The 22,800-nt window shown below is 66.9% G+C and carries 19 protein-coding genes; 9 read left to right on the top strand and 10 right to left on the bottom strand.

What is annotated here, in order from left to right; translation table 11 throughout:
- Positions 1 to 2: 2 nt before the first annotated feature.
- Together WQQ_RS14300 and WQQ_RS14295 are read right to left on the bottom strand one after the other, a co-directional pair.
- Positions 3 to 437 carry an HIT family protein gene (locus WQQ_RS14300; RefSeq protein WP_007185928.1) on the bottom strand — a complete coding sequence of 145 codons (435 nt, stop codon included), beginning with the start codon at positions 435 to 437 and terminating at the stop codon, positions 3 to 5.
- Positions 438 to 516: 79 nt separating this feature from the next.
- Positions 517 to 1,425 carry a metallophosphoesterase family protein gene (locus tag WQQ_RS14295; RefSeq protein WP_007185927.1) on the bottom strand — a complete coding sequence of 303 codons (909 nt, stop codon included), beginning with the start codon at positions 1,423 to 1,425 and terminating at the stop codon, positions 517 to 519.
- Positions 1,426 to 1,449: 24 nt separating this feature from the next.
- On the opposite strand from WQQ_RS14295, the gene WQQ_RS14290 reads away from it, so the two are divergent.
- Genes WQQ_RS14290 through WQQ_RS14280 form a run of 3 tightly spaced genes read left to right on the top strand, consistent with a single transcriptional unit; the run spans position 1,450 to position 4,528 of the window.
- The gene (locus WQQ_RS14290; protein ID WP_007185926.1) at positions 1,450 to 2,604 is read left to right on the top strand and encodes a CDP-alcohol phosphatidyltransferase family protein; all 1,155 of its coding nucleotides are present in this window, start codon (positions 1,450 to 1,452) and stop codon (positions 2,602 to 2,604) included.
- Positions 2,589 to 3,542 (top strand): diacylglycerol kinase family protein, encoded by a 954-nt coding sequence (locus tag WQQ_RS14285; protein WP_007185925.1) that lies wholly within the window; start codon positions 2,589 to 2,591, stop codon positions 3,540 to 3,542. The genes WQQ_RS14290 and WQQ_RS14285 overlap by 16 nt, the downstream gene beginning before the upstream one ends.
- A complete protein-coding gene (locus WQQ_RS14280; protein ID WP_007185924.1) occupies positions 3,539 to 4,528 on the top strand; it encodes a hypothetical protein in 990 nt (329 codons plus the stop codon). The genes WQQ_RS14285 and WQQ_RS14280 overlap by 4 nt, the downstream gene beginning before the upstream one ends.
- 267 nt (positions 4,529 to 4,795) lie before the next feature.
- Here the strand turns inward: WQQ_RS14280 and spt are convergent, their stop codons facing one another.
- The 4 genes from spt to WQQ_RS14260 all read right to left on the bottom strand — a co-directional run bounded on the left by spt (position 4,796) and on the right by WQQ_RS14260 (position 9,118).
- Positions 4,796 to 6,019: a serine palmitoyltransferase gene (gene spt / locus WQQ_RS14275; protein WP_007185923.1), complete on the bottom strand. Its 1,224-nt coding sequence runs from the start codon at positions 6,017 to 6,019 to the stop codon at positions 4,796 to 4,798.
- A gap of 32 nt (positions 6,020 to 6,051) precedes the next feature.
- Positions 6,052 to 6,294, bottom strand: a complete 243-nt coding sequence (locus WQQ_RS14270) for an acyl carrier protein (protein WP_040454171.1) — start codon at positions 6,292 to 6,294, stop codon at positions 6,052 to 6,054.
- 105 nt (positions 6,295 to 6,399) lie between these two features.
- The gene (locus WQQ_RS14265) at positions 6,400 to 7,353 is read right to left on the bottom strand and encodes an NAD-dependent epimerase/dehydratase family protein (RefSeq protein WP_007185921.1); all 954 of its coding nucleotides are present in this window, start codon (positions 7,351 to 7,353) and stop codon (positions 6,400 to 6,402) included.
- A complete protein-coding gene (locus WQQ_RS14260) occupies positions 7,343 to 9,118 on the bottom strand; it encodes a fatty acyl-AMP ligase (protein ID WP_202800665.1) in 1,776 nt (591 codons plus the stop codon). Before WQQ_RS14260 ends, WQQ_RS14265 begins: the two co-directional genes overlap by 11 nt.
- A gap of 128 nt (positions 9,119 to 9,246) precedes the next feature.
- On the opposite strand from WQQ_RS14260, the gene WQQ_RS14255 reads away from it, so the two are divergent.
- The 4 genes from WQQ_RS14255 (at position 9,247) to WQQ_RS14240 (ending at position 13,488) form a co-directional block, all read left to right on the top strand.
- Positions 9,247 to 10,362, top strand: a complete 1,116-nt coding sequence (locus WQQ_RS14255) for a phospholipase D-like domain-containing protein (RefSeq protein ID WP_083844568.1) — start codon at positions 9,247 to 9,249, stop codon at positions 10,360 to 10,362.
- 126 nt (positions 10,363 to 10,488) lie between these two features.
- Positions 10,489 to 11,892: a surface carbohydrate biosynthesis protein gene (locus WQQ_RS14250; protein WP_007185918.1), complete on the top strand. Its 1,404-nt coding sequence runs from the start codon at positions 10,489 to 10,491 to the stop codon at positions 11,890 to 11,892.
- On the top strand, positions 11,889 to 12,821 hold the full coding sequence (locus WQQ_RS14245; RefSeq protein WP_007185917.1) for a 2OG-Fe(II) oxygenase: 933 nt from the start codon (positions 11,889 to 11,891) through the stop codon (positions 12,819 to 12,821). The genes WQQ_RS14250 and WQQ_RS14245 overlap by 4 nt, the downstream gene beginning before the upstream one ends.
- A 1-nt stretch (position 12,822) precedes the next feature.
- Positions 12,823 to 13,488 (top strand): acylneuraminate cytidylyltransferase family protein, encoded by a 666-nt coding sequence (locus WQQ_RS14240; RefSeq protein WP_007185916.1) that lies wholly within the window; start codon positions 12,823 to 12,825, stop codon positions 13,486 to 13,488.
- Positions 13,489 to 13,530: 42 nt separating this feature from the next.
- On the opposite strand, the gene WQQ_RS14235 is transcribed toward WQQ_RS14240, so the two are convergent.
- Positions 13,531 to 15,804: an N-acetylneuraminate synthase family protein gene (locus WQQ_RS14235; protein ID WP_007185914.1), complete on the bottom strand. Its 2,274-nt coding sequence runs from the start codon at positions 15,802 to 15,804 to the stop codon at positions 13,531 to 13,533.
- Positions 15,805 to 16,054: 250 nt separating this feature from the next.
- Positions 16,055 to 16,924 (bottom strand): hypothetical protein, encoded by an 870-nt coding sequence (locus tag WQQ_RS14230; RefSeq protein WP_007185913.1) that lies wholly within the window; start codon positions 16,922 to 16,924, stop codon positions 16,055 to 16,057.
- A gap of 221 nt (positions 16,925 to 17,145) precedes the next feature.
- On the opposite strand from WQQ_RS14230, the gene WQQ_RS14225 reads away from it, so the two are divergent.
- A complete protein-coding gene (locus tag WQQ_RS14225; RefSeq protein ID WP_007185912.1) occupies positions 17,146 to 18,909 on the top strand; it encodes an ABC transporter ATP-binding protein in 1,764 nt (587 codons plus the stop codon).
- Here WQQ_RS14225 and WQQ_RS14220 read toward each other — a convergent pair.
- The gene (locus WQQ_RS14220) at positions 18,906 to 19,856 is read right to left on the bottom strand and encodes a glycosyltransferase family 25 protein (RefSeq protein ID WP_157534692.1); all 951 of its coding nucleotides are present in this window, start codon (positions 19,854 to 19,856) and stop codon (positions 18,906 to 18,908) included. The genes WQQ_RS14225 and WQQ_RS14220 overlap by 4 nt on opposite strands.
- 205 nt (positions 19,857 to 20,061) lie before the next feature.
- Between WQQ_RS14220 and ettA the strand changes: the two genes are divergently transcribed.
- The gene (ettA, locus tag WQQ_RS14215) at positions 20,062 to 21,726 is read left to right on the top strand and encodes an energy-dependent translational throttle protein EttA (RefSeq protein WP_007185909.1); all 1,665 of its coding nucleotides are present in this window, start codon (positions 20,062 to 20,064) and stop codon (positions 21,724 to 21,726) included.
- Positions 21,727 to 21,740: 14 nt separating this feature from the next.
- Here the strand turns inward: ettA and WQQ_RS14210 are convergent, their stop codons facing one another.
- Complete coding sequence (locus WQQ_RS14210; RefSeq protein WP_237715064.1) at positions 21,741 to 22,742, bottom strand: LLM class flavin-dependent oxidoreductase; 1,002 nt, start codon at positions 22,740 to 22,742, stop codon at positions 21,741 to 21,743.
- Between the last annotated feature and the right edge of the window lie 58 nt (positions 22,743 to 22,800).

Here is a 22,800-nt window from a genome sequence, read left to right as displayed (position 1 = left end):
GCTCAAAGCGACCAGCGCTCGCGCAGGCGCGCGGTCAGCGCCTGCTGTTGCGCGGCGCTCAGATCGACCGCCGCATCGAGCCTGGGCGCGCCGGGCCAGCCGGCGTCGACGAAGCTCAGGCCATCGAATTCGCGCGCACTGCCGCTGCGCGGAATCACGTGGAAGTGCACGTCCGGGTCCACCATCATCAGCATGAGGTAGTTGATGCGCTCGTACTGCACCTCGGCCTTGAGCACGCGCTCGACCTCGGCGATGACCGGCTGCAGCGAGGCGAAGGCTTGCGCGCTCAGCTCGCCGAAGGCCTGCACCGGCTCGCTGCAGACCAGCACCAGCGAACCGAGCGTCGGCTGCTTGGGCCGCAGCAGCACGAGCCAGGGGCCGTGTTCTGCGACGAGCGTTTCGGGATAGCCGAATTTGCGGGCGGTGGCGTTGGGCATGAGCTCGGTCCGGACGATGGCGAAAGTTTAAGGAAACTTCGCGCTCACCGTCGCTTTGCCGACCCTGGCCCGTCGCCGCTCAGGCGACTTGCCGATCGAGCGCGAAGACATAGGTTCCAGCGCTCACGAACGCGGCCTGTTGCGGCAGCCACAGGCGCACGGCCTGGTGCAGGCGCCAGCCGTCGCCCGCGCGCTGCAGGCTCAGCAGCTGCCAGCGTGCTCCGGCGTCGTGCGCGCTCGGCTCGGCCGAGGCCGAAGGCAGGCCCAGGCAGGGCAGATGGCCCTTGGGCCCGCGCAGCCGGTCGAAGCGCGGATCGCGCGAGTGGCCGTGCAGCACGAGCTCGGCCCCGGCGCGCTCGATCACGGCGCGAAACGCCTCGGCATCGACGAGTGCCTTGCGCCTGCCGATCGCGCCGTCGGCCGGCGGGTGATGCAGCATCACCACGCGGCAGAGCCCGCGCTCGCCGAGCTCGCGCAGGCGTGCTTCGAGCGCCGCGAGCTGGGCCTCGCCGATGCGTCCGCTCGCGAGCAGCGGCGGCGTCGGCAGTGCGGAGTTCACGCCGATCAGCGCGATGTCGGCGCGCTCGCGCACGTAGGGCCAGCCCATGCGGCCGTCATCGTTCGACATCCAGCGCCGCCACAGGCCCAGGCCCTGCTCCTCCGGCACCGCGACGAGCGCATCGTGATTGCCGGGCACTACGCTGACGGAGTGCTCGGGCCCCAGGCTCGCGAGCCAGCCGGCGGCGGCCGGGAATTCGCCGGGCAGCGAGAAATTGACGAGGTCCCCGCTGATCAGCACGCCGTCCGGCGCATGCGCCTGGACGTCGGCGACCAGGGCCGAGAGCAAAGCTCCCTGCTGGGCCTTGCCACGGTTCTTGGCCCAGGACCAGACGCTGAGCTGGCGCTTGGAGAAGCGCTGCGCCGGCGACAGCCGCGGCGTGAAGCTCAGATGCGGGTCGGAAAAATGGGCGAGGCGGATCGCGGTCACAGTCGGGGTCGCGGATAGCGGATAATGGCGGACTTTATTTTCGCCCTGCCGATCATGACACAAGCGCAGTCCTCTCCTTCCTCGACGCCGAGCGCGCTCATCGTCGGCGACGCTCCGGTTCGTCTCTGGGGTCTCACGTCCCGCCAGCGCCTGCAGCGCCAGTTCCAGCGCCTCGGCATCACCGAAGGCGCCAGCGGCAAGGAAGTGCTCGTGCTGCATGCGGGCTGGGTGTTCGACGAACCGCTGGTCGCCGCGCTGCGCGACGGCCCGATCGACACGCTGCTGCTCGACGAGGCCAGCGGCAAACCGGTGGCGGCCAAGGTGCGGACCGCCGCCGCGCAGTCCACCGCCGAGGCGCTCGCTGGCGGTGGTGATCTGTCCACGCTCGCCACGCGCACGCCGGCGACGCTCGCGAACCACTACAACAACAAGCTGCGCAAGCGCGAAATTCCGTATCTGCTGCCGCTGTCGGCCGAGACGCTCACCGGCATCGAGAAGCGCATGTTCTCGGGCTCGTACAAAGGCGTCACCGACATCGTCACCAAGTACGTCTGGCCGACGCCCGCGCGCCACGTGACCAAGGCCTGCAGCATCGCCGGCATCACGCCGAACCAGGTGACGACGACGAGCCTGCTCGCGGTGATCGCCGCGTTCTACGCGTTCTGGCACGGGCATTTCGCCTGGGGCCTGCTCGCGGCCTGGTTCATGACGTTTCTCGATACCGTCGACGGCAAGCTCGCGCGCGTGACGCTCAACTCGTCGAAGTTCGGCGACATCTTCGATCACGGCATCGACCTGATCCATCCGCCGTTCTGGTACTGGGCCTGGGTCGTAGGCCTCGGTGTCGTCGGGCTGCCGATCGAGAACACCGCGCTGATGCTGTGGATCGTCATCGGCGGCTACGTCGCGCAGCGCATCGAGGAAGGCCTGTTCCAGAAGCTGTTCGGCATCCAGCCGCACATCTGGCGCCCGTTCGACAGCTTCTTCCGCCTGATCACCGCGCGCCGCAACCCGAACCTGCTGCTGCTGACGTTCGCGGTGATCGTCGGCCGCCCGGATCTCGGCATGGAATGGGTCGCGTGGTGGACCGTCGTCGGTTTCATCGTGCATGCACTGCAGATCGTGCAAGCGTTCATCGCGCGCCGTCACGGGCCGATCACGTCGTGGCTGAGTCGCTGACAGCCGCAGCGCTGGGCGCAGCGCTGATCCACAACCCACGCAGCCATCGCAATCGCAGCATCCAGCTGTCGATTCCGCCCGAGCTGCCTTCGGCGGTGCCGGCCACCACCGATGAACTGCGCGCCGCGCTCGCCGGTTTCGCCGAACGCGGAACCCGCTTGCTGATCGTCAGCGGTGGCGACGGCACGCTGCGCGATATTCTCGGGCTGCTGCCCGAAACCTTCGGCGCGAACTGGCCGCGCATCGCGCTGATCGCGGCAGGCAACTCCAACTCGGTCGCGATCGACGTCGGCTCGACTTCGCCCGGATCGAAAGCCTTGCAGCGCGTGCTCACCGCCGCGAAGAACGACCGCTGGTCGCGCGAGATTCGGCGCCCGGCGATCACGCTGCGCTGGCCCGACGGATCGCGCGAGCCGGTGTTCGGCTTCTTCATGGGCGCTGCGGCGCTCACGCGGGCGACACAGTACGCACGCGAAAACGTCGAAACCGGCGGCCGCTGGTCGGTCATCACCACGCTGATCGCAACGTTCTATCGCTGCATCTTCGGCGGCAGCGACTGGCTCGACGGTTCGAAGATGAGCATCGCCTTCGACGATCGGCCCGCACTCGAAGGCCGGCGCTTCCTGTTCGTCGCTACCAGCCTGCACACGATCATGCTGCACATCTGGCCGTTCTGGAACGACGCGGCCGGGCCGCTGCGCTATGTCGAGATCGATGCGCATCCGCGCAGGCTCGGGCGCTCGCTGTTGCCGCTGCTGTTCGGCCGGCCGACCAAGTGGATGCGCAGCGCCGGCTCGGGTTATCGCAGCGGAGCCGCGACGCGCATGCGCCTGAAACTCGACAGCCCGCTGATCGTCGACGGCGAAGCCTTCGCCCCGGATCGCGAGGGCCGCGTGGACGTCGAAGCCGGCCCCATGGTGCACTTCGTTTCACCATGAGCGTCGATACCCGCAAAGCCGCACGCGAAACGCTGATCGAGCGCGTGCATGTGGAGCTGCAGCGCTCGCTGCCGACCGCGATCGATGCATTCGCCGCGCATCTGGTCGCCGGAAAATCCGCTGCCTGCGCGGTGCTGTTCTACGGCTCCACGCTGCGTACCGGCGATCTCGAGAGCCTGCTCGACTACTACGTGATCGTCGACGATCTCACCGCCTGGCACGGCCAGCGCATCGCTGCGATCGCCAACGGCTGGCTGCCGCCGAACGTCTCGTTCGAGACCTTCGATCACGAAGGCCGCACCCTGCGCGCGAAAGTGGCGGTGCTGAGCCGCGATCAATTCGAGCGCGGCATGCAGACGGCTTCGATCGACACCACGCTGTGGGCTCGCTTCGCGCAGCCAATCGGGCTGCCGTGGACTCGTGACGAAGCATCGAAGCGGCGCATCGAATCCATCATCGCCGATGCGATCGGCACTGCCGCGCACTGGGCTGCGCTGCTCGGCCCCGAGCAAGCCGAGCCCGCGGCATTCTGGAGCGCGCTGTTTCGCCACACCTACTCCGCCGAGCTGCGCGTCGAAGGTGCGGCCGGACGTTCGAAGAGCATCATCGAGCACGAGCGGGCGCGTTACGAAGCCTTGTTGCCGTTGGCCTGGCGCAGCGTCGGCATCGACTACACGGTTCGTGTCGGGGTTCGTGCCGGGGTTCGTGCTGGCGTGCACTCAGACGAGTTAAGCCCGCGCCTGAGCACGCAGCAGCGCGAGCAAGGCCAGCGCGCCTGGAACCTGCGCAAGCGGCTTGGCAAGCCGCTCAACATGGCGCGCATCCTCAAGGCCAGTTTCACCTTTCACAACGGCGCCGATTACATCGCCTGGAAGGTGGAGCGACATTCGGGCTACAAGCTCGAACTCAGCGACTGGCAGCGCCGGCATCCGCTGCTCGCCGCACCGCTCGTGCTCGTCAAGCTCAAACGCGCGAAAGTGCTCTGAGGCGTGAGGCGTGAGGCGTGAGGCGTGAGGCGTGAGGCGTGAGGCGTGAGGCGTGAGGCGTGAGGCGTGAGGCGTGAGGCGTGAGGCGTGAGGCGTGAGGCGTGAGGCGTGAGGCGTGAGGCGTGAGGCGTGAGGCGTGAGGCGTGAGGCGTGAGGCGTGAGGCGTGAGGCGAAAAAGAAAAGCACTCGTCGGGTGACAGCGCAATGAAAAGGGGCAGGTTTTCACCTGCCCCTTTTTCTTTCATTGCCGCTGTGCGATGCGACCGATCAGGCGACCATCGCGACCGGAACCGACGACGGCGAGATGATGCCGAGCTCGACGCCGACCTGCGCGAACAGCGCGACGGCCGTGTCGATCTGGCGCGGCGTGTGCGCGGCGCTGATGCTCGCGCGCAGCAGCGGACGGCTCGTCGGCGTCGCCGGCGGCAGCGCGAGGTTCACGTAGAGCCCGCCCGCCAGCAGCGCGTTCCAGGCCTTCACCGCGATCTCGGCATTGTCGACTTCGACCGACACGATCGGGCTCGCTTCGGGGCCGACATGGAAGCCGAGGCCACGCAGGCCGTCATAGAGGCGGCGCGCGTTTTCGCCCAGCCGCACGCGCAGCGTCTGGTCTTCGGAGAGGCGACGCAGGGCCTGCGTGGTCGAGGCGATCACCGCCGGCGGCAGGCTTGCGGTGAACACGTACGGACGGCAGGCCAGGCGCAGCACGTCGAAGCCGTCGATATCGGAAACGCAGAAGCCGCCGACGCTGCCGAGGCTCTTCGAGAAGGTGCCGACGATGAAATCAACGTCAGCTTCGACACCCGCATGTTCGGCCAGGCCGCGGCCCTTGGCACCGAGCACGCCCATCGAATGCGCTTCGTCGACCAGCAGATAAGCGCCCATCTCGCGCTTGACCGCCGCGATGTCGGCGAGCGGCGACGAATCGCCGAGCATCGAGTAGATGCCTTCGACGACAACCAGCTTGCTGCCCGGGGCATCCTTGATGCGGCTCAGGCGCTTGCGCAGGTCGGCCGGATCGTTGTGGCGGAAGCGGATGACTTCGGCGTGGCCCAGGCGCGCACCGTCGTAGATGCTCGCGTGGCTGTCGGAGTCGAGGATCAGGTAGTCGCCGTGGCCGGCGAGCGTCGACAGCATGCTCAGGTTGGCCTGGTAGCCGGTGCTGAACACCATGCCGTGCTTGCGGCCGAAATATTCGGCGAGGTTCTTCTCGAGATCGCGATGGCCGGCATAGCTGCCGTTGGCCACGCGCGAGCCGGTGGTGCCGGTGCCGAAACGGCGCACCGCGCTGACGGACTCCTCGATGCAATCGGCATCGAAGGTCAGCCCCAGGTAGTTGTTGGTGCCCAGCAGGATCGTCGTCTTGCCGTTGATTACGCCTTCGGTCGAAGAATTGATCTTGTCGAAGGTGACTCGAAGTGGATTGGCGTCCGGCGGCCCCAGCTTTTCAAAGGTCCGCGCCAACGCATCAAACTTGGAGAGAATGCTCATGCCCGCTGTTTACTCGCTTTCACGACGGCCGATCAGGCCAAAGTCTCGACCGCATGGACGAGATCGTCCACCGTCACGATTTCCGCTACCCGATTGAGCGGAATGGAAATATCGAAGCTGTCCTCGATCGCCAGCATGAGGTTCATGACGGCCAGCGAATCCAGACCGAGGTCTTGCACGATCTGGGTGTGGCCGTCGATCTCGACCGGGCGGTTGACTGCGACGCGTAGCGCCTCCAACACCTGGGCTCGTACGTCGATGGAAGATGAAGTCATTCGATTCGGGTTGTGGTGATCCGGCATCCCAGCCGGACAGCGCACTTTAGCGCTGTAACGTGGTGGCAACAAATACTAACGTAAGGGGGAACGCTTACGTCACCTCTACGGCAACCATCCGCTTTGCCGGTAAAAGCGTACGGCACTGTCGAATCCAGCCTGCAAATCGTAGGCCGGCGCCCATCCTGGCGGACTCAGGCGCTGCTCCGGCGGCACTGCCCAATCCTCGTGCAGCAGCTCCCGCAGCTTCTCGGAAGTGAGCATCGAAGCATCGCCGAAGCGGGCTTTCAGATCGCCCAGCCCTGCCACCGCGCACAGCAGCATTTTGGGCAGTTGCAGCGTGGCGCGCGGCCGGATGCCTTGAGCCAGCGCCGCGGTACTCAGAATCTCTTCCCAGCTGTAACCCTGGGGACGCTCGTCGGTAATGACCCCTACGGCCTGGGTCGGTTCCCCCGCGAGCAAGAAGACGAAAGCCTTGCACAAGTCCTCTACATGAACCACCGCGGAGCGCGCTGCCGGCCCGCCGACCAACGGGATGAAGCCTGAGGACACCATCTTGAAGAAGGCCAGCGTCTCACGGTCGCCCGGCCCGAATACGGCGGGCGGACGCACGATGCTCAGGCGATCGCCGAGCAGTTCCCGTGCCACTTCTTCGGCGGCTCGCTTGCTCGCGGCGTAGTGCGAAAGCTGCGGATGCCGCGCCGCGAGGCTCGAGACCAGCAGGCAATGCGCCCGCGGCGCGTGCGCGAGCATCGCTTCGGCCAGCTTGCGCGTGCCCTCGCGATTGGCGCGCATGAATTCGGCTTCGCTGGTGGCCTTGATGAGCCCAGCGAGATGGACGACCGCGCTGGCCCCGCTCGTGAGCCGGGCGAGCGCCTGCGCATCGGCCAGATCGCCCTGCACCACCTCGACGGTGAGCCCTCCCCATTGCACGTCGGCCGGGTCGCGGCGGATCAGCAGGCGCGGACGCCAGCCCTCGGCCGCGAGCAGCGGAACCAGGTGGCGACCGATGAAGCCGGTGGAGCCGGTGATTGCGACGACGCCGCGATCAGCCGGCACTGGCGGACTCGGCGACGACGTTGGAGCCCGCTTCGAACTGGGCGGAAAGGAACAAGGCCTTGGCCTTGGCCCGGCTGAGCTTGCCCGAGGAGGTCTGCGGCAGCGAGCGCGGCGGCACGATCACCACGCGCGTCTCGACGCCGTGGCGCGTGCGCAGCACGCCGGCGACGGCATTGCAGAGCGCCTCGCGGGCAGCCGGATCGGCCAGCCGCGATTCGACCAGCACCACCACGCTCTCGCCCTCGGCATCGTCGACCGCGAACGCGGCGACGTCGCCGCTGCGCAGGCCGTCGACCTCGCCCTCGGCGCTCCATTCGAGATCCTGCGGGCGGATGTTGCGGCCGTTGACGATGATCAGATCCTTGGCCCGGCCGGTGATGACGATCTCGCCGTCGACCAGATAGCCGATGTCGCCGGTATCGAGCCAGCCGTCGTCGCTGATGGTGCGCGCGGTGGCCTCGGGTTCGTTGAAATAGGCCTTCATGAGGCTCGGGCCGCTGACGAAGATCAGGCCGACGCCGCCTTCGGGCAACACCTGGCCCTGCTCGTCGCGCACCTCGACCGCATGCTCGGGCAGGATCGGCCCGCAGCGCACGAATTCGCGCTGGCGCGAGGTCCGCGCCGACGCCGTGACCGCCTGATGCCGGCTTTCGAGCGCATCGCAGTCGAGCGCATCGAGGCGCAGGCCGCGGTCGAGCGGGGTGAACGACAGCGCCAGCGCGGCCTCGGCCATGCCGTAGCTCGGTACGAAGGCCTGCGCCCTGAAGCCCGAGCCCGCGAAGGCCTCGGCAAAGCGGCGCAACGGCCCCGGACGCACCATGTCGCCGCCGATGCCGGCCGCGCGCCAGCGCGACAGGTCGAGCCCGTTCGGCACGCCGTTTTCGACCCGGCGCGCGCAGAGCTCGTAGCCGAAGCTCGGGCTGTACGAAATCGTCGCCCCATGGCTCGAAATCAGCTGCAGCCAGGTCAGCGGGCGGCGGGCGAAATCGCGCGTCGCCATGAGATCGACCGAGACTCCGCAGGCCATCGGCGTCAGCACGAAGCCGACCAGTCCCATGTCGTGATAGAACGGCAGCCAGGCGGCGAAACGATCGCGCTCGGTGACTTTCAGGCCGTGCTGACCGATCGCGCGCAGGTTGGCCATCACCGCCCGGTGCGTCACCGCGATCGCATGCGGGAAGCGCGTGCTGCCGGACGAGAACTGCAGGTAGGCCAGATCGTCTCCCGACGGCGCCGGCAGCTCGATCTCCGGGGCCTCGATGCGCATGAGCTTGCTGACGCCACCGAGGAAGGCCAGCTCCATGTCCGTGGACGCTTCGCTCATCCAGCTTTCGAAGGAATCCGGCGTGATGACCGCAGTGGCGCCGATGCTTTCAAGCATGCGGCGGATGTGCTCGAGGTAGGTCTGCTTGCCGCCGAGCGCGACTGGCAGCGGCAGCGGCGCCGGCACCAGCCCGGCCATCTGGCAGGCGAAGAAGGCGCGCACGAAATCGCCATCGGTGTCGGCCAGCAGGCCGACGCGGTCGCCATGCTTCAATCCGGTCGACAGCAGCCGCCCGGCCAGGCAGCGCGACTGTTCGAGCAGGCGCGAGTACGGCAGCGCTTCGGTGAGCTCGCCGCGCCCGGAATAGAAGTAAAAACCCGTCGCGGCAGTGGCCGCGCGGTGCAGCGCATGGACCAGATTGTCGCCTTCGGCGCCGTAGTCAGGTAGTGAGGCTCCCAAAGCCTGCGCGGGCGTGGTCATGAAGTTCGGATCGTCAGGCATGACGGCCAACGGCCGCAGACAGGGTAGGTTCGGCGCGATTTTAGCCGGTGTGGAAGCCGTGCGCAGGCGCAAAAATAGCCGATCACCGGGATGTCCCGGGCGACCCTTCTTGCGGATGCTGCCTCCGGATGCAGCAATCACTCGCCATCGGCCGAACGACTATCGTTAATATTCAACTCCGGAGCACGATCCGGCCGAAGCCCTACGCGATGCCTCTGCCTTCCTTCAAAGTTCATTTCGGCGGACCAGACCGCCCAGGCGCACTACGTGATCTGCTATCCGCGCGGGTGGCCGCCACACCTGTCTCCGGAAGTATCGACTGGGTCACCTACTATTTTCGTGATCGCCCGTTGGCAGGCGACCTGGCGAGCGCTCGGGCGCGCGGCGTGCAGGTGGCAGTGACGATGGAAGCCCGCCCGCGCGCGACACAAGCCAATCGGGCGGTGATCGACCGTCTCTCCCCCCCCGAAGCTCTTGGCGCCGGACTGCGACCCTTGCAGATGTTCAAGCAGCGGCTGCACGAGAAAATCTATTGCTTCTCCCATCCGGTGCCGACGGCTTTCGTCGGCTCGTTCAATCCGTCGGCGGACAGCCCCGAAGAATTTCCGGACATCGTCTCGGAGATCGGCGACCACCGCGTCGCTCACAACCTGCTGGTGGAAATCCGCGATCCACGGCTCGTGCACTGCCTCCTCGAACATGCGCGCTCGCTGCATCGCAACGGTCCGTGGCTTCCCTTGGGCCTTGGGCCTCGGGCGGTGCGGGACTGCGACATCGGGGATACGCAGCTGCATTTCTGGCCTCGTTTCGGCGCTCACCCGGTCGAGCGACTGCTGAAGCGCTATGGCGCCGGCAGCCGGGTGAGAATCGCGGCCTCGCATATCAGCAATCGGGCTTCGGTTGCCTGCCTGAGGCGCCTCGCGCGGCGCGGCGCGAACATCGAAATCGCCGCCGAACATACCGAACGGCGCGTACCGCGGGCCGTGGAACTGCAGCTCGCCCGCGAGGGCATCGCCTTCACGCGGCTTGGCGCCGATGCCAATGTGCCCATGCATCTGAAGTTCGTATTGCTGGAGAACTCAGAGGGACGTCATGCCGTGTTCGGTAGCTTCAACTGGACGGCGCAGGCGTATTGGCTGAATCACGAACTCGCCGTCATCACACGAGACGACGACGTTTTCGAAGCACTCGACCGGCACTGGACCACACTGCGGCAACCGTCTCCTGAAAGGGGCCAGCCGTAGTCATGTCGCAGAGCAGTTCACCGAGCCTGCGCGGCGGCTCCTTGTCTTGGCCCGACGCTGCTCCGCGCGGCGTCCAGGCTGGTTTCACGGAACCGCGCCTCCCCTTCCCGCTTCGCGAGCCCTTACATGCCTGACGCTCCGCTGTTGATCATTCCGGTGGAAAGCCAGGTGCGCGAAATGGACGCCAAGCTGCTGCTCGCCAGTTGCGCGGTGGAACGCGGGTATCGGGTCGTCATCGGCTCGCGCGCCTACGTGCATTTCGCGATGGCAGAGCTGCCGCGCGGCGTCTACGCCGCCAAGAGCATGCGTGGCCTCAGCAAGCTGATGTTCCGGCTGATCCGCGAGCTTGGCCACGACATCATCGCCTGGGAGGAAGAGGCGCTGGTGCATCCGCCACCGGAAGTGTTCTATCCACTTCGTCTGTCGCCCGGCACCCTGCCCTACGTCTCGCACATTTTCGCGTGGGGCGAGGAGAACCGTGAGCTGCTGGCAGGCTATCCGCATCTGCCCAAGGGCATGCCGATGCACCTGACCGGCAATCCGCGCGGCGACATGCTGCGCCCCGAACTGCGGGCCTACTTCGACGACGACGTCCGTGCGCTGAAGCAGCAGTACGGCGACTTTCTGCTGATCAACACAAACTTCACGGACGTCAACCCGTTCCAGCCCGGCCTGGGTCTGTTCGCACCGTCGACGGACCCGACCAAGCCGCCGCCGATGGGCCAGGCCGGCAAGGGCATGCCGCGCGCGTTCGCCGAGGGCCTGCTCGCGCACAAGCAATCCATCCTCGACGACTTCCTCGCCATGATGCCGGCGCTGGAGCAGGCGCTGCCGGGCGTGACACTGGTGCTGCGGCCGCATCCGAGTGAAAACCACGCCGTCTACCAGGAACTCGCCCGCCGCTGCAGCCGCATCGTCGTTTCGCACCAGGGCAACGTGCTGCCCTGGCTGCTGGCCTGCCGCGCCCTGGTGCACAACGGCTGCACCACGGCGATCGAGAGCTACGCCATGGGCGTGCCGTCGGTGACCTATCTCAAGACCTTCAATACCGAGTACGACCTCGATTTCCAGGGCCTGCCGAACCGCCTGAGTGTGCAATGCCGCACGCTCGACGAATTGATCGCGAGCCTCAAGGGCATCATCGAAAACCAGGAGGCAGCGAGGACGAGCGCCGAGCGCGACGAGCTGATCGGACACTACATCACCGCGCGCTCGGGCCGGCTCGCCTGCGAGCGCATCCTCGATCAGCTCGATGCCATTTATCGTCGTGAAGGCAGCCTGCCGCTACCGCCGCTGCCGGTGCGCCTGCGCGCCTGGCTGCACACGCGTTTGCGCTCGCTGGCGAAGCGGCGCAAGCACGAAAAACCCGGCAACTATCACGATCACCGCTTCCCGCGACTGTCCACCGACGACGTCGCGCGACGGATCGAAAAGCTCGGCCGCACACTGGGCCGCTTCGGCTCGGTCGGCGTGCGCACACGCAGCGAGCATCTGTTCGAGGTGTTCGCCACATCTCGCGCCGGACAATGAATTTTCCGTCGAGCCTTCCGTCCCGCCTGCTGGCGCTGCTGAGCCCGTCCTACAGGCGCGCGCAGGATGCCCGGCGAGCGACCGACACCTGGCGCGCCTTCGACGAGCAGCGCCACTACGACGCCTACCTCGCCCGCTGCCGCGCCGCCTTCGGCCGCTCGCCAGTCCCGGTGGCCGATGCCGAACTCGAACAGTGTGGCTTCCGGTATCTGCGGGCCCTGAGCGCCGACGCGGCTGCCGCCTGCATCGCCGAACTCGAGGCCGGCCACCCGCAGCTGCTCAAAAAGAACAGCCGACATCTGGAGGGCTTCAAGCTCAGCGACGCCCGGTTGAAAGCCCTGCTCGACCAGATTCTGCGGGGCCCGGTCGATCAGGCCGTCGCAGGCTTTTTCAGCAGCGAATACCTGGTTCACTGGGCCGCGTTCTCGCTGACGCGCGCGGCGCCCGAGCAGGAGTCGGTCTCGTTTCGCTGGCATTGCGACAAGGGCCCGAGCCGGCACCTCAAGCTGATCGTCTATCTGAACCCGACCGCGCAGCACGGCGGCAATACCGAGTTCATGGACATCGCCAGCACCCTGGCGGTCGCCGAGCGCGGCTACGTCTTCAACAAGACCCGAACCCGCACCGGCAATACCGGGCAGCTCGCGCGTCTCGCCGGCCGTCCGCTGGTCACCGAACTGCGTGAGCGCGAAGCCGGCGAAGCGGTGCTGTTCCAGCCCTCGCGGGCACTGCATCGGGGCATCAGCCCGACTCGAGGCTCACGGCTGACCGCGACCCTGTGCCTGCTGCCGAGCCCGGTGCGCTGGGACCGGGCGCTGCAATCCGGCGCCCTGTCCGATCTCGCGGTCGACGAGAAATGGCACGATGACGCCCTCGCCTTCCTGGCCAAGCTCGAAGCGCGGCTCGAGCCGGCTACGGCAGGAGCCTGAAATGCGCTGGCTGGCCTACATGCCGCTGCGCGGCGGCTCCAAATCGATCCCGGGCAAGAACATCCGCCCGCTGGCCGGCCGGCCGCTGTTCGCCTGGTCGCTCGGCGCGGCGATCGACAGCGGCTGTTTCGATGAAATCTGGGTCGGCACCGACAGCGACGACATCCGGCGCTCGGTGGAGCAGGAATTCGGGCCGAAGGTGAAGCTGTTCCGTCGCGGCGCGCAGACCTGCACCGACGCCGCCTCCACCGAAAGCGCGTTGCTGGAATTCGCCACCGCCGTGGACTTCGACGTGCTGTGCACGATCCAGGCGACTTCGCCGCTGACCCGTGTCGAAGATTTCCGGCGCGCGCAGCAGCGTTTTGATGAACAGCGGGCCGATTCGCTGGTGACCGCGGTGCGCACGCATCGTTTCTTCTGGACCGACGACGGCCGGGCGCTGAACTACGACCCGCTCAAGCGGCCGCGTCGCCAGGACTGGGCCGGCACGCTGATGGAAAACGGGGCGTTCTACTTTTCGAGCCGCGCGGTGCTCGAAAGTGGGCGCTGCCGGCTGGGCGGCAAGATCGTGGTGCACGAAATGGCCGCCGACAGCGCGGCCGAAATCGACGAACCGGAAGACTGGACCACCATCGAGCGTTTGATCGAGAAGTCGCGCCCGGCCTGAACGTGACGATGGTTACGCGCTCGCGCGTACTGGCCGGCCCGCCTAAGTCGGCGGTGTCACGCTCTGCTGCAAGCGATCCAGCGCGATCCAGAAGCCTTCGCCGTCGTTCTCGTGCCCCTGCCAGATTTCGGGCAGGAACGATGCCTGCGGCGCGATCTGGTCCAGGCGGCGATAGAAGGACTTGAAGTCGATCTCGCCCTCGCCGATCTGCAGGCCCTCGCCGTCCATGCCCGCCGCATCGGCCACGTGCAGATGCCGCGTGTGGCGGCCGACGATCGTGGTGAAATCCTCGAATGAATGCTTGAGCAGGTTGCAGGCGAGCTTGGAGTGCGAAATGTCGAAGCACAGGCCGAGCTTGAGCTCGCTGCACAGCACATCGATTTCCTCGGCCTCCACGAACAGGTTGTGGAAGCGCTGGCCGCCGAAATGCCAGGGATAGGGCGGCATGGTCTGCGGCCAGATCTCGACGTCGGCGGTGTCCAGCTCGGCGAGGCTGCGCTTGAGCGTCTCGCGCCGCTGCTGGCGCTCGGACGGTGTCAGCGGCCGGTCGAGCGAAAAACCACCGACGTTGGTGACGATGCCGGTCGGGCCCGACGTCTCGAAATATCGCCGCAGCGAATGCGTCTTGGCGATCACACGCCGCATTTCGCGCACCGAATGCTGGCGGTAGGCCTCGTCCGGCGAGCACAGGTCCAGCACGTGATCGCCCGCGAACAGCTCCGGCGCATGCACCACCAGGTTCAGCGGCTGTCGACCCGAGAAGAAGTGTTCGTCTTCGAGTTCGAGGTCGCGATAGCTCAGATGGAATTCCACGAAATCCGGCGCGCTGGCGTCGAGCAGCTTGGCGTAGTCGTGATGCCGGACCGGCAGGCCCCAGGGCCGGTGGAAACGATAGCTCCGCTTGCCATCGCCCTGGCGCGTCGCGCGGCCATCGAGGTCGGAAGCGAAGAACGGCGTGCCCGAGCGCACGGTCCGCGTCAGCCGCTTGCCGATCAGCTCCAGCTTGCGGTTGGGTTGCAGCCCGCGACCGGGGCTGCGCACCTCGAGCATGCTTTCCTCGATCACCTGGCCGGCCTTGATGTCGACGTTGGCGAACACCGATTTGGCCAGGGTGACGCGGTTCATCATCTCGCCTTGCGAAATGCGTCGCGGGGCATCGCTGCCGACGGCGTCTTCCACCTGGCGAATGCCTTCGACCATGCGTGCGAATTCGTCCGGCAGCAGGCTGATGCGATGGTCGTTGCCTTCCATGCCGCGATCGAAGGTCAGGTGCTTCTCGATCACCCGGGCGCCCAGCGAAACCGCCGCGATCGAGACGAAGATGTCGCGCTCGTGGCCGGAGTAGCCGACCGTGCATTGTCCGATCTGCTCGAGCCGCCGCAGGTAGCTCAGGTTCACATCGCGGAACGGTGCCGGATAGGTGGAATTGCAATGCAGCAGCACGTACGGCGCCCCGCAGCGCTGCAGCAGATCGGCGCTCTGGCGGATTTCCTGCTCTGTGGTCATGCCGGTGGAGCAGATCAGCGGCTTGCCGAGACTGCCGAGCGATTTCAGGAAGCCGTGATTGGTGAAATCCGCCGAGGCGATCTTGAAGGCCGGCAGGCCGTAGCGATCGAGTTTCTCCATGCTCGACTCGTCCCAGGGCGTGCACAGCGGAACCAGGCCGCGCTTACGGGAATGATCGAAGCAGCGGAACAGGTCGTCGGTCGACAGCTGGTAGCGCGCCAGCAGGTCGAGCACGTATTCGGTGCCGAGGTTCTCGCTCGCGCCGCGACCATCACTGGCGCCGCCATAGAGTGTCTCCATGTCGCGCATCTGGAACTTGGCGCAATCGGCGCCGGCATCGGCCGCGGCGTCGATCAGGCGCAGGGCCAGTTCGAGGCTGCCGTTATGGTTGTTGCCGATCTCCGCGATCGTGAACACCGGGGCGTCGCGCGCGATCCGGCGGTTGTCGAGCACCACGCCTTCGGCCGCCACCCGATGCCGGGCGACGGCCTCCAGGCGACCGCGCGCATCGAGGATCGGCACGTACAGCACATCTTCGAGCAGGGCGGCGATGCGGTCGCGCGAATCGTCCGGCCCGACCGATTTGAATACCCGGTTGGCGATGGACAAGGCGGTGGTCTGCGAACCCCGGGGACTGCCGGCTCCGAGCCAGCGAATCAGGTCACCGTTGGAGATGGTGCCGAGCAGCACGCCGTTCTGATCCACCACCAGCGCGATGCGACCCTTTTTCTGCGCGATCAGCTGCGCGACCTCCTGGATCGAAGCGGTGTCGCGGGTGGTGTACTGCCTCAGGTTTCGGTCGATCAGCATGAATCGTCAGGGCTTCGCCGCCACGGGATTGCCAAGCGGGCGAGTTTACTGGCTGCGACCGGGCCGCGCCGTACGCGAAAACCGCCCGACTCGGCCGTCGGCTCAATCGCTGCCTCAATCGGCTAAGGCTGCGCTGCCTTGCACGGTTCCCGCCGCGACCGAATCCGCTACCGCCCCCTTCTTCACCCGCATTTCATTCCTGCGCTTCTCGAATCCGATTTCGATCCGGCGCGAGCTGCGGGCGCCCTGACTAGGGCTTGCCCGGCTTCGTGGGCGCCGAGCCGCACTCTTGCCAGTAGGTTTCGTCGCGCGCTACCACCAGATCGCCGGCCCGGCTCTGCCCGCTTTCCTTGCGATTGCCCTTCATGTGATCCATGAAGCAGCCGAGCCGGGAATTGATCAGCACGTGGCTGGCCTTGGCGCCGACGCCCTCGGCGATGTCGTAGCTGCGGGCCCCGCGCGCTTCGGCGCGCTCGCGGACCACGTCGAACAGGAAGGCGTCGTGGTATTCGCGCTCGGCGAACAGCAGGTCTTGCGTGTAGAGACGCTCGAAATCGTCGAGGAACTGCGCGGTCTGCGGGTGCCGCAGGTTGTAGGTGACGAAACCCGCCTCGGTGAACTTGGGCCGGCGCAGGCAGCCGACGAAGCAGTCCGGCGGCATGAAGCTGTCGAGCATCTCGAGCGTCACCGGGGCGAAGAAGCGCGTGTCCGCGTCGACCCAGATCAGCACGTCGGCATCGACGCGGCGGGCGGCGTCGAAGATGGCGAAAGTCTTGTGGGCGAAGCGCACCGCGTTGTAGCGGTAAGACTTCTTGCGACTGCGCAGCGGAAGCGGAATCGCGATGCCGCCCGGCAGCGTCAGCCGGCGAAACGGCGGCTTCTTGCCGTGCGCGACCGGGTTGTCGGCATGGCGCTGCTTGAACGCGACCAGGCCCGGGCTGCTCGCGAGCAGATCATGCGTACGCAGGCGCCCGTCGCGCAGTTCGCAGTCGAAGCCTTCGGTATAGAAGTCGAGCGTCACCTCGGCCGGCCAGTACTGCAGGAAGGTCTGCGCCATCAGGCGCCCGTAGGTTTCGTAGCCCGCCGCATGGCAGGTGGTGACGACGGCGAAGCGGCGCATGCTCAGCGGGGCCCGCGGCGAGCAGGCGGCGAAACGCGGATCGGGATGGGGAACATCGGCGGTCGGGAGGCGATGACGGGGCGCTAGCATAACGACCTCGGCCACCCCTGTCGGTTCTGATTCCGCCAAATCGGCAGCGCGCCGCCTCGCCGCTTCCCGGCGGTCGCACCCAACCGGGCAGTCTTTTTACGCTATCGTGACGCCCCTTCGCGCGTACGCTCATGACCTCGCCTCGACCCGCTTCCCAGCCCGCTCGCGCAGCCGACCGATCGCTGCTCGGCCGCATCCCGTTCCTGCGCTTTTCGGGCCTGATCCCGACGCGGCGCGCCGCTCTGGTGGCGCTCTGCGTGATCGTCGCGAGCCTGGCCGACGGCTTCGGCATCGCCAGCCTGCTGCCGCTCATGTCGGTGCTCGGAGACGATGCGGCCAAGGCCAGCGGCATGAGCAAGATCATTCTCGGGGCGCTCGATTCGGTCCATATTCCGCACGATCCGGTCGTGCTGCTCGGCCTGGTCGTCGGCGGCACCATCCTCAAGGGCGTGCTGATGGTGCTGACCACGCGCATGGTCAGCACGACGGTGGCCGAGGTCTCCGCCAAGCTGCGCCTCTGGCTCGTCGACGCGCTGATCAATGCGCGCTGGAGCTATTACGTGCACCAGCCGGTGGGCCGCTTCTCGGCCGCGCTCGGGGCCGAGGCGACCGGCGCCGGCGAGGCTTACATGGCCTCGATGCAGATGCTCTCGCAGTCGGTGCAGGCGGTGGTCTACCTCAGCGTGGCGGCGCTGGTGTCCTGGCAGCTCGCGGTGTTCACGCTGCTGGTCAGCGCGATCATGCTCAGCACGCTGGCCCGCTTCCTGACGATCTCCAAGGCCATGGCGCGCAACCAGTCGGCGCTGCTGCGCGTGATCCTCGGCCGGCTCACCGACGTGCTGATCGGCATCAAGCCGATGAAGGCGATGTCGCGCCAGGCCCGCTTCGCGCAGCTGTTCGACCGCGACCTCAAGGAGATCAAGCGCACCTACCGGCGCCAGGCTTTCGCCAAGAACGTCAACAAGGCGCTGCAGGAGCCGATCCTCGCGCTGTGCCTGGCGGCCGGCATCTTCGTCTCGCTGACGGTGCTCAAGATGCCCGTCGCGGAGGTCATCGTGATGTGCCTGCTGCTGATCAAGACGGTGATGGTGATCGGCAAGAGCCAGCAGGAACTGCAGAACTTCTACGCCAACCAGAACGGCCTGATCACGGTGGAGGACGCGATCGCCGAAGCCCGCGAGCAGGCCGAATCGCAGCGCGGCCGCCTGACGCCGACGCTCGACCGCCAGATCGCATTCGAGGGCGTGGGCTTCAGCTACGACGGCAAGCCGATCCTGCAGTCGATCGACCTGCAGATCGAGACCGGCACGCTGGTATCGGTGACCGGTTCGTCGGGCGCCGGCAAGACCACGCTGGTGGACGTGCTGCTGGGCTTCCACCAGCCGCAATCGGGGCGGATTCTGGTCGACGGCCAGCCGCTGTCCGAGATCGACCTGATCCAGTGGCGCTCGCTGATCGGCTACGTGCCGCAGGAGCTGATCCTGTTCCACGAGACCATCGCGGCCAATATGACGCTCGGCGAGCCGCGCTTCACCGAAGCCGACATCGAACGCGCGCTGCGCGCGGCCGGGGCGGATTTCGTCGATCAGCTGGCCGAGGGCGCGAACACCGTCGTCGGAGAGCGCGGCTCGGCGCTGTCGGGCGGCCAGCGCCAGCGCATCGCCCTGGCGCGTGCGCTGCTGCACCAGCCCAAGCTGCTGATTCTCGACGAGGCCACCAGCGCGCTCGATCCGCAGACCGAGGAGATGATCATCGCCAACGTCCTGCGGCTGGTGCGCGAGCAGGGCCTGACGGTGATCTCGGTGACCCACCACCCGGCCTGGCTCGGCGTTTCCGACCAGGTGATCCGGCTCAGTGGCGGGCGCCTGCAGGCCGCGCAGCCCGCGGTGGCCTAGGTGGGCGCGGTCGCCGGAGCGGCGGCCGGCTCGGCAATCACGGCCGCTGCCCGCAGTTCGCGCTCCAGCTTCAGGCGAATGCGGCGCACCGCCCAGGCCCGCCGGGCGTTCTCGAGCTTGCGCGGCAGGTAGGCCTGCGGCTTGCTGCTGCGCTGGGCGATGGTGCTTGCGAAACCCGGGGTTTCCCACACGGCCGGCCGGTCGAGCAGCAAGACCTTGAGGCCGTGCTGCCAATAGCGGTCCAGCGCCTTGTCGAAAGGCCGCGTCGGCGTCGCCCAGCAATCGAGCAGCCGCCGCGCGCCCGCTCGCGTGAGCCAGTAGCCCTGGGAGCCGCTCGGGTTGATCCGCGCCAGCAGCAGGTTCCGCCCTGCGCTCAGGCCGAAGATTTTCGGGCCGCGGGGAGGCTTGAGGCTGGAAACGCGCACCATGTCGGGCTGCACCGGCAGGCGTCCGAGTTCACCGCACAGGGCCTCGATATCGTCGATGACGCTGACGTCGTCCTCGAGCACCAGCACGCCGTCGAACTGCGACTCGGCGACCCGGCGCCAGACGCCGACGTGGCTCAGGTAGCAGCCCAGTTCGGCGTTCGACAGCGCCCGGCCGGCCGGAAACTGCGTGCGGTCGATCTTCGCGCCCTCCACGGCGTCAAAGAATTCGAACTGCAGGCCACTGCGCTGCAATTTCTGCTGCATGGCCAGGCGCCGGTCCGCACTGCGCAGCATGCTGATGACAAAGGCATGCACGCCGGGCGGCGGGCTCAGGTTCGAGGCGGTAGCGGTCATGGTCGGATTCGCAGGAAAGGCGCGCGGTTTTTTTTCAAGCCAACGGCTGAGCCGGACACCGGGTGCGTGAATTTTCGTCCGAACCGTCCCCGCTTGGGCAGTACTTTTCTCATGAATCGCAAAAAAATGCGGCGGCGAGGCCCTTTTCAGCGCCTCGCCCAGCACATCGAATCCAGCATTTCGCGGCCCGGCGTTCGTCCGCGCACGGAAGCGCAAACCTTCAAGCCGAGAGCGGCCCTTGCCCCGCCCCTAGCCGGCTCCCGACGCGGTAACCGATAATGCACGTCCGAGCGACGCATCGGGCGACCTCCGGTCCGCCATCTCCCAGCATTCCCACGTTTTTCTGCGATTCCAGCGATTCGAAGATCCCATGAGCCAATACGTTTATACGATGAACAAGGTGGGCAAGACCGTCCCGCCGAAGAAGGAGATCCTGCGCGATATTTCGCTGTCGTTCTTCCCGGGCGCCAAGATCGGCGTGCTCGGCTACAACGGCGCGGGCAAATCGACCCTGCTGCGCATCATGGCCGGCGTCGACAAGGAGTTTCACGGCGAGGCGCGGCCGATGCCGGGCCTCAAGGTCGGCTACCTGCAGCAGGAGCCGCAGCTCGATCCGTCCAAGAACGTCCGCGAGAACGTCGAAGAGGCGCTGGCCGACATCCTCAAGCTCAAGAGCGATCTCGACGCGGTCTACGCCGCCTACGGCGAAGAGAACGCGGATTTCGACAAGCTGGCCGCCAAGCAGGCCGACCTCGAAGCCAGGATTGCGGCCGCCGACGCCGAGAACATCGACGTGATCCTCGACAAGGCCGCCGAGGCGCTGAACCTGCCGCCCTGGGATGCCGACGTCACCAAGCTCTCGGGTGGCGAACGCCGTCGCGTGGCGCTGTGCCGGCTGCTGCTGAGCAAGCCGGACATGATCCTGCTCGACGAGCCGACCAACCATCTCGATGCGGAATCGGTGGCCTGGCTCGAGAAGTTCCTCAAGGACTTCCCGGGCACGATCATCGCGGTCACCCACGATCGCTACTTCCTCGACAACGTCGCCGGCTGGATTCTCGAGCTCGACCGCGGCCACGGCATTCCGTACCAGGGCAACTACACGACCTGGCTCGAGACCAAGGAAAAGCGCCTGGCCACCGAGCAGAAGCAGGAAGACGCTCACGCCAAGGCGATGAAGGAAGAGCTCGAGTGGGTGCGCAAGAACCCCAAGGGCCGCCAGTCCAAGAGCAAGGCGCGCGTCGCCGCGTACGAGGAACTGGCAAGCCAGGAGTTCCAGAAGCGCTCCGAAACCAAGGAGCTTTACATTCCGCCCGGACCGCGCCTCGGCGACAACGTCATTCAGGTCAACAACGTCGGCAAGAAGTACGGCGACCGCTGGCTCTACAGGGGCCTCAACTTCACCGTGCCGCGCGGCGCCATCGTCGGCATCATCGGCGCCAACGGCCGCGGCAAGACCACGCTGTTCCGCATGCTGCTGAACCAGGAGCAGCCCGACGAAGGCACGATCACGATCGGCGAGACCGTGAAACTCGCCTACGTCGACCAGAGCCGCGACGCGCTCGACGGCAGCAAGACCGTGTTCCAGGAAATCTCGGGCGGCAACGACATCATCCGCGCCGGCAGCTTCGAAATGCCGAGCCGCGCCTACATCGGCCGCTTCAACTTCAAGGGCGAGAGCCAGGGCAAGCGCATCGGCGACCTGTCGGGCGGTGAGCGCAATCGCGTGCATCTGGCCAAGCTGCTGCTGTCCGGCGGCAACACCCTGCTGCTCGACGAACCGACCAACGATCTCGACGTCGAAACCCTGCGCGCACTAGAGGACGCGCTGCTCGATTTCCCGGGCTGCGCACTCGTGATCTCGCACGATCGCTGGTTCCTCGATCGCGTCGCCACGCACATCCTCGCTTTCGAAGACTCCGGCGAGATCGTGTTCCTCGAAGGCAATTACCGCGAGTACGAAGACGACTTCCGCCGCCGCTACGGCGCCGAGCCCGGCGTGAACCGCCGCAACCGGCACAAGAAACTGGCGTAAGCACAACGCGTCGATCAGGCCCTCATCGCCTCGGCGACGAGTTCGTAGGAGCGCAGCCGCAGCACGTGATCCCAGACGTTGGTGATCAGCATGAGTTCGTCGGCCTGGTTGTCGCGTGCAAGGTCGAGCAGGCGCTCGCGCACCGTGGTCGGCGAGCCGATCACCGCGAGCTTGCGAAAGCGTTCGAGCGCCTCGCTCTCGTAGCCGTACTGATAAGCCGCCGCGGCTTCGGGGCTCGGCAGCGGCGGAAACTGGTTGGACTGCATACGCACCCAGGCCAGCTCCATGCTGCCGGCCAGATAGCGCGCTTCTTCATCGGTCGGCGCGCAGATCACCGCGACGCACAGGATCGCGTGCGGCGCGGGGAAATGCTCGTCGGATGGCTGGAAGCTCTCGCGATACGTGCGCATGGCCGGAGCGGCCGGCGTCGGGCTGAAGTGCGTCGCGAACGCGTAGCCCAGGCCGGCCGCGCCGGCCATGCGCGCCGAAGCGCCGCTCGATCCGAGCAGCCACATCGGCGGCAGGCCCGCATCGGCCGGAACCGCGTGAACCTCGGTCGACGGGTCCATCACCTGACTCCAGTCTGGCGCCGAGTACGCGTAAAGCTCGGCGAGCTGCTGGCCGAACATCTCGCCCGGCGCGGCACGCAGCGCACGCGGAACGTTCGGCACGCCGCCCGGTGCGCGGCCGACGCCGAGGTCGATGCGGTTCGGATACAGCGCCCGCAGCGTGTGGAAGTTCTCGGCTACCCGCAGCGATGGATGATTCGGCAGCATGATGCCGCCCGAGCCGACGCGAATGCGCTGCGTCACCGAGGCCGCGTGCCCGATCAGCAGCTCCGGGGCCGAGCACGCCACCGACGGCAAGGCGTGATGCTCGGCGTACCAGATGCGCGCGTAATCGAGCTTTTCGGCAAGCCGGGCGAGATCGCCGACGCGGCGGATCGCATCGGAAGGCGCCGTGCCTTCGGACACCGGGACGAGATCGAGGACGGAGAGTGCGGGAGCTTTGTTCATGCGCCGCATCTTAATCCTTGGTCATCGGCTGCCAATTCGACGAAAGGCGCCCTCTCGG

It is taken from the genome of Hydrocarboniphaga effusa AP103, assembly GCF_000271305.1.
GTDB lineage: Bacteria > Pseudomonadota > Gammaproteobacteria > Nevskiales > Nevskiaceae > Hydrocarboniphaga > Hydrocarboniphaga effusa.
This window is presented reverse-complemented; position numbering and strand designations above follow the sequence as displayed.

Bases quoted from the DNA above. Each gene is read 5' to 3' on its own strand.
- WQQ_RS14300 (WP_007185928.1), bottom strand. From the start codon at position 437: ATGCCCAACGCCACCGCCCGCAAATTCGGCTATCCCGAAACGCTCGTC.
- WQQ_RS14290 (WP_007185926.1), top strand. From the start codon at position 1,450: ATGGCGGACTTTATTTTCGCCCTGCCGATCATGACACAAGCGCAGTCC.
- WQQ_RS14280 (WP_007185924.1), top strand. From the start codon at position 3,539: ATGAGCGTCGATACCCGCAAAGCCGCACGCGAAACGCTGATCGAGCGC.
- spt (WP_007185923.1), bottom strand. From the start codon at position 6,019: ATGAGCATTCTCTCCAAGTTTGATGCGTTGGCGCGGACCTTTGAAAAG.
- WQQ_RS14270 (WP_040454171.1), bottom strand. From the start codon at position 6,294: ATGACTTCATCTTCCATCGACGTACGAGCCCAGGTGTTGGAGGCGCTA.
- WQQ_RS14260 (WP_202800665.1), bottom strand. From the start codon at position 9,118: ATGCCTGACGATCCGAACTTCATGACCACGCCCGCGCAGGCTTTGGGA.
- WQQ_RS14255 (WP_083844568.1), top strand. From the start codon at position 9,247: ATGCAGCAATCACTCGCCATCGGCCGAACGACTATCGTTAATATTCAA.
- WQQ_RS14250 (WP_007185918.1), top strand. From the start codon at position 10,489: ATGCCTGACGCTCCGCTGTTGATCATTCCGGTGGAAAGCCAGGTGCGC.
- WQQ_RS14245 (WP_007185917.1), top strand. From the start codon at position 11,889: ATGAATTTTCCGTCGAGCCTTCCGTCCCGCCTGCTGGCGCTGCTGAGC.
- WQQ_RS14240 (WP_007185916.1), top strand. From the start codon at position 12,823: ATGCGCTGGCTGGCCTACATGCCGCTGCGCGGCGGCTCCAAATCGATC.
- WQQ_RS14235 (WP_007185914.1), bottom strand. From the start codon at position 15,804: ATGCTGATCGACCGAAACCTGAGGCAGTACACCACCCGCGACACCGCT.
- WQQ_RS14230 (WP_007185913.1), bottom strand. From the start codon at position 16,924: ATGCGCCGCTTCGCCGTCGTCACCACCTGCCATGCGGCGGGCTACGAA.
- WQQ_RS14225 (WP_007185912.1), top strand. From the start codon at position 17,146: ATGACCTCGCCTCGACCCGCTTCCCAGCCCGCTCGCGCAGCCGACCGA.
- ettA (WP_007185909.1), top strand. From the start codon at position 20,062: ATGAGCCAATACGTTTATACGATGAACAAGGTGGGCAAGACCGTCCCG.
- WQQ_RS14210 (WP_237715064.1), bottom strand. From the start codon at position 22,742: ATGAACAAAGCTCCCGCACTCTCCGTCCTCGATCTCGTCCCGGTGTCC.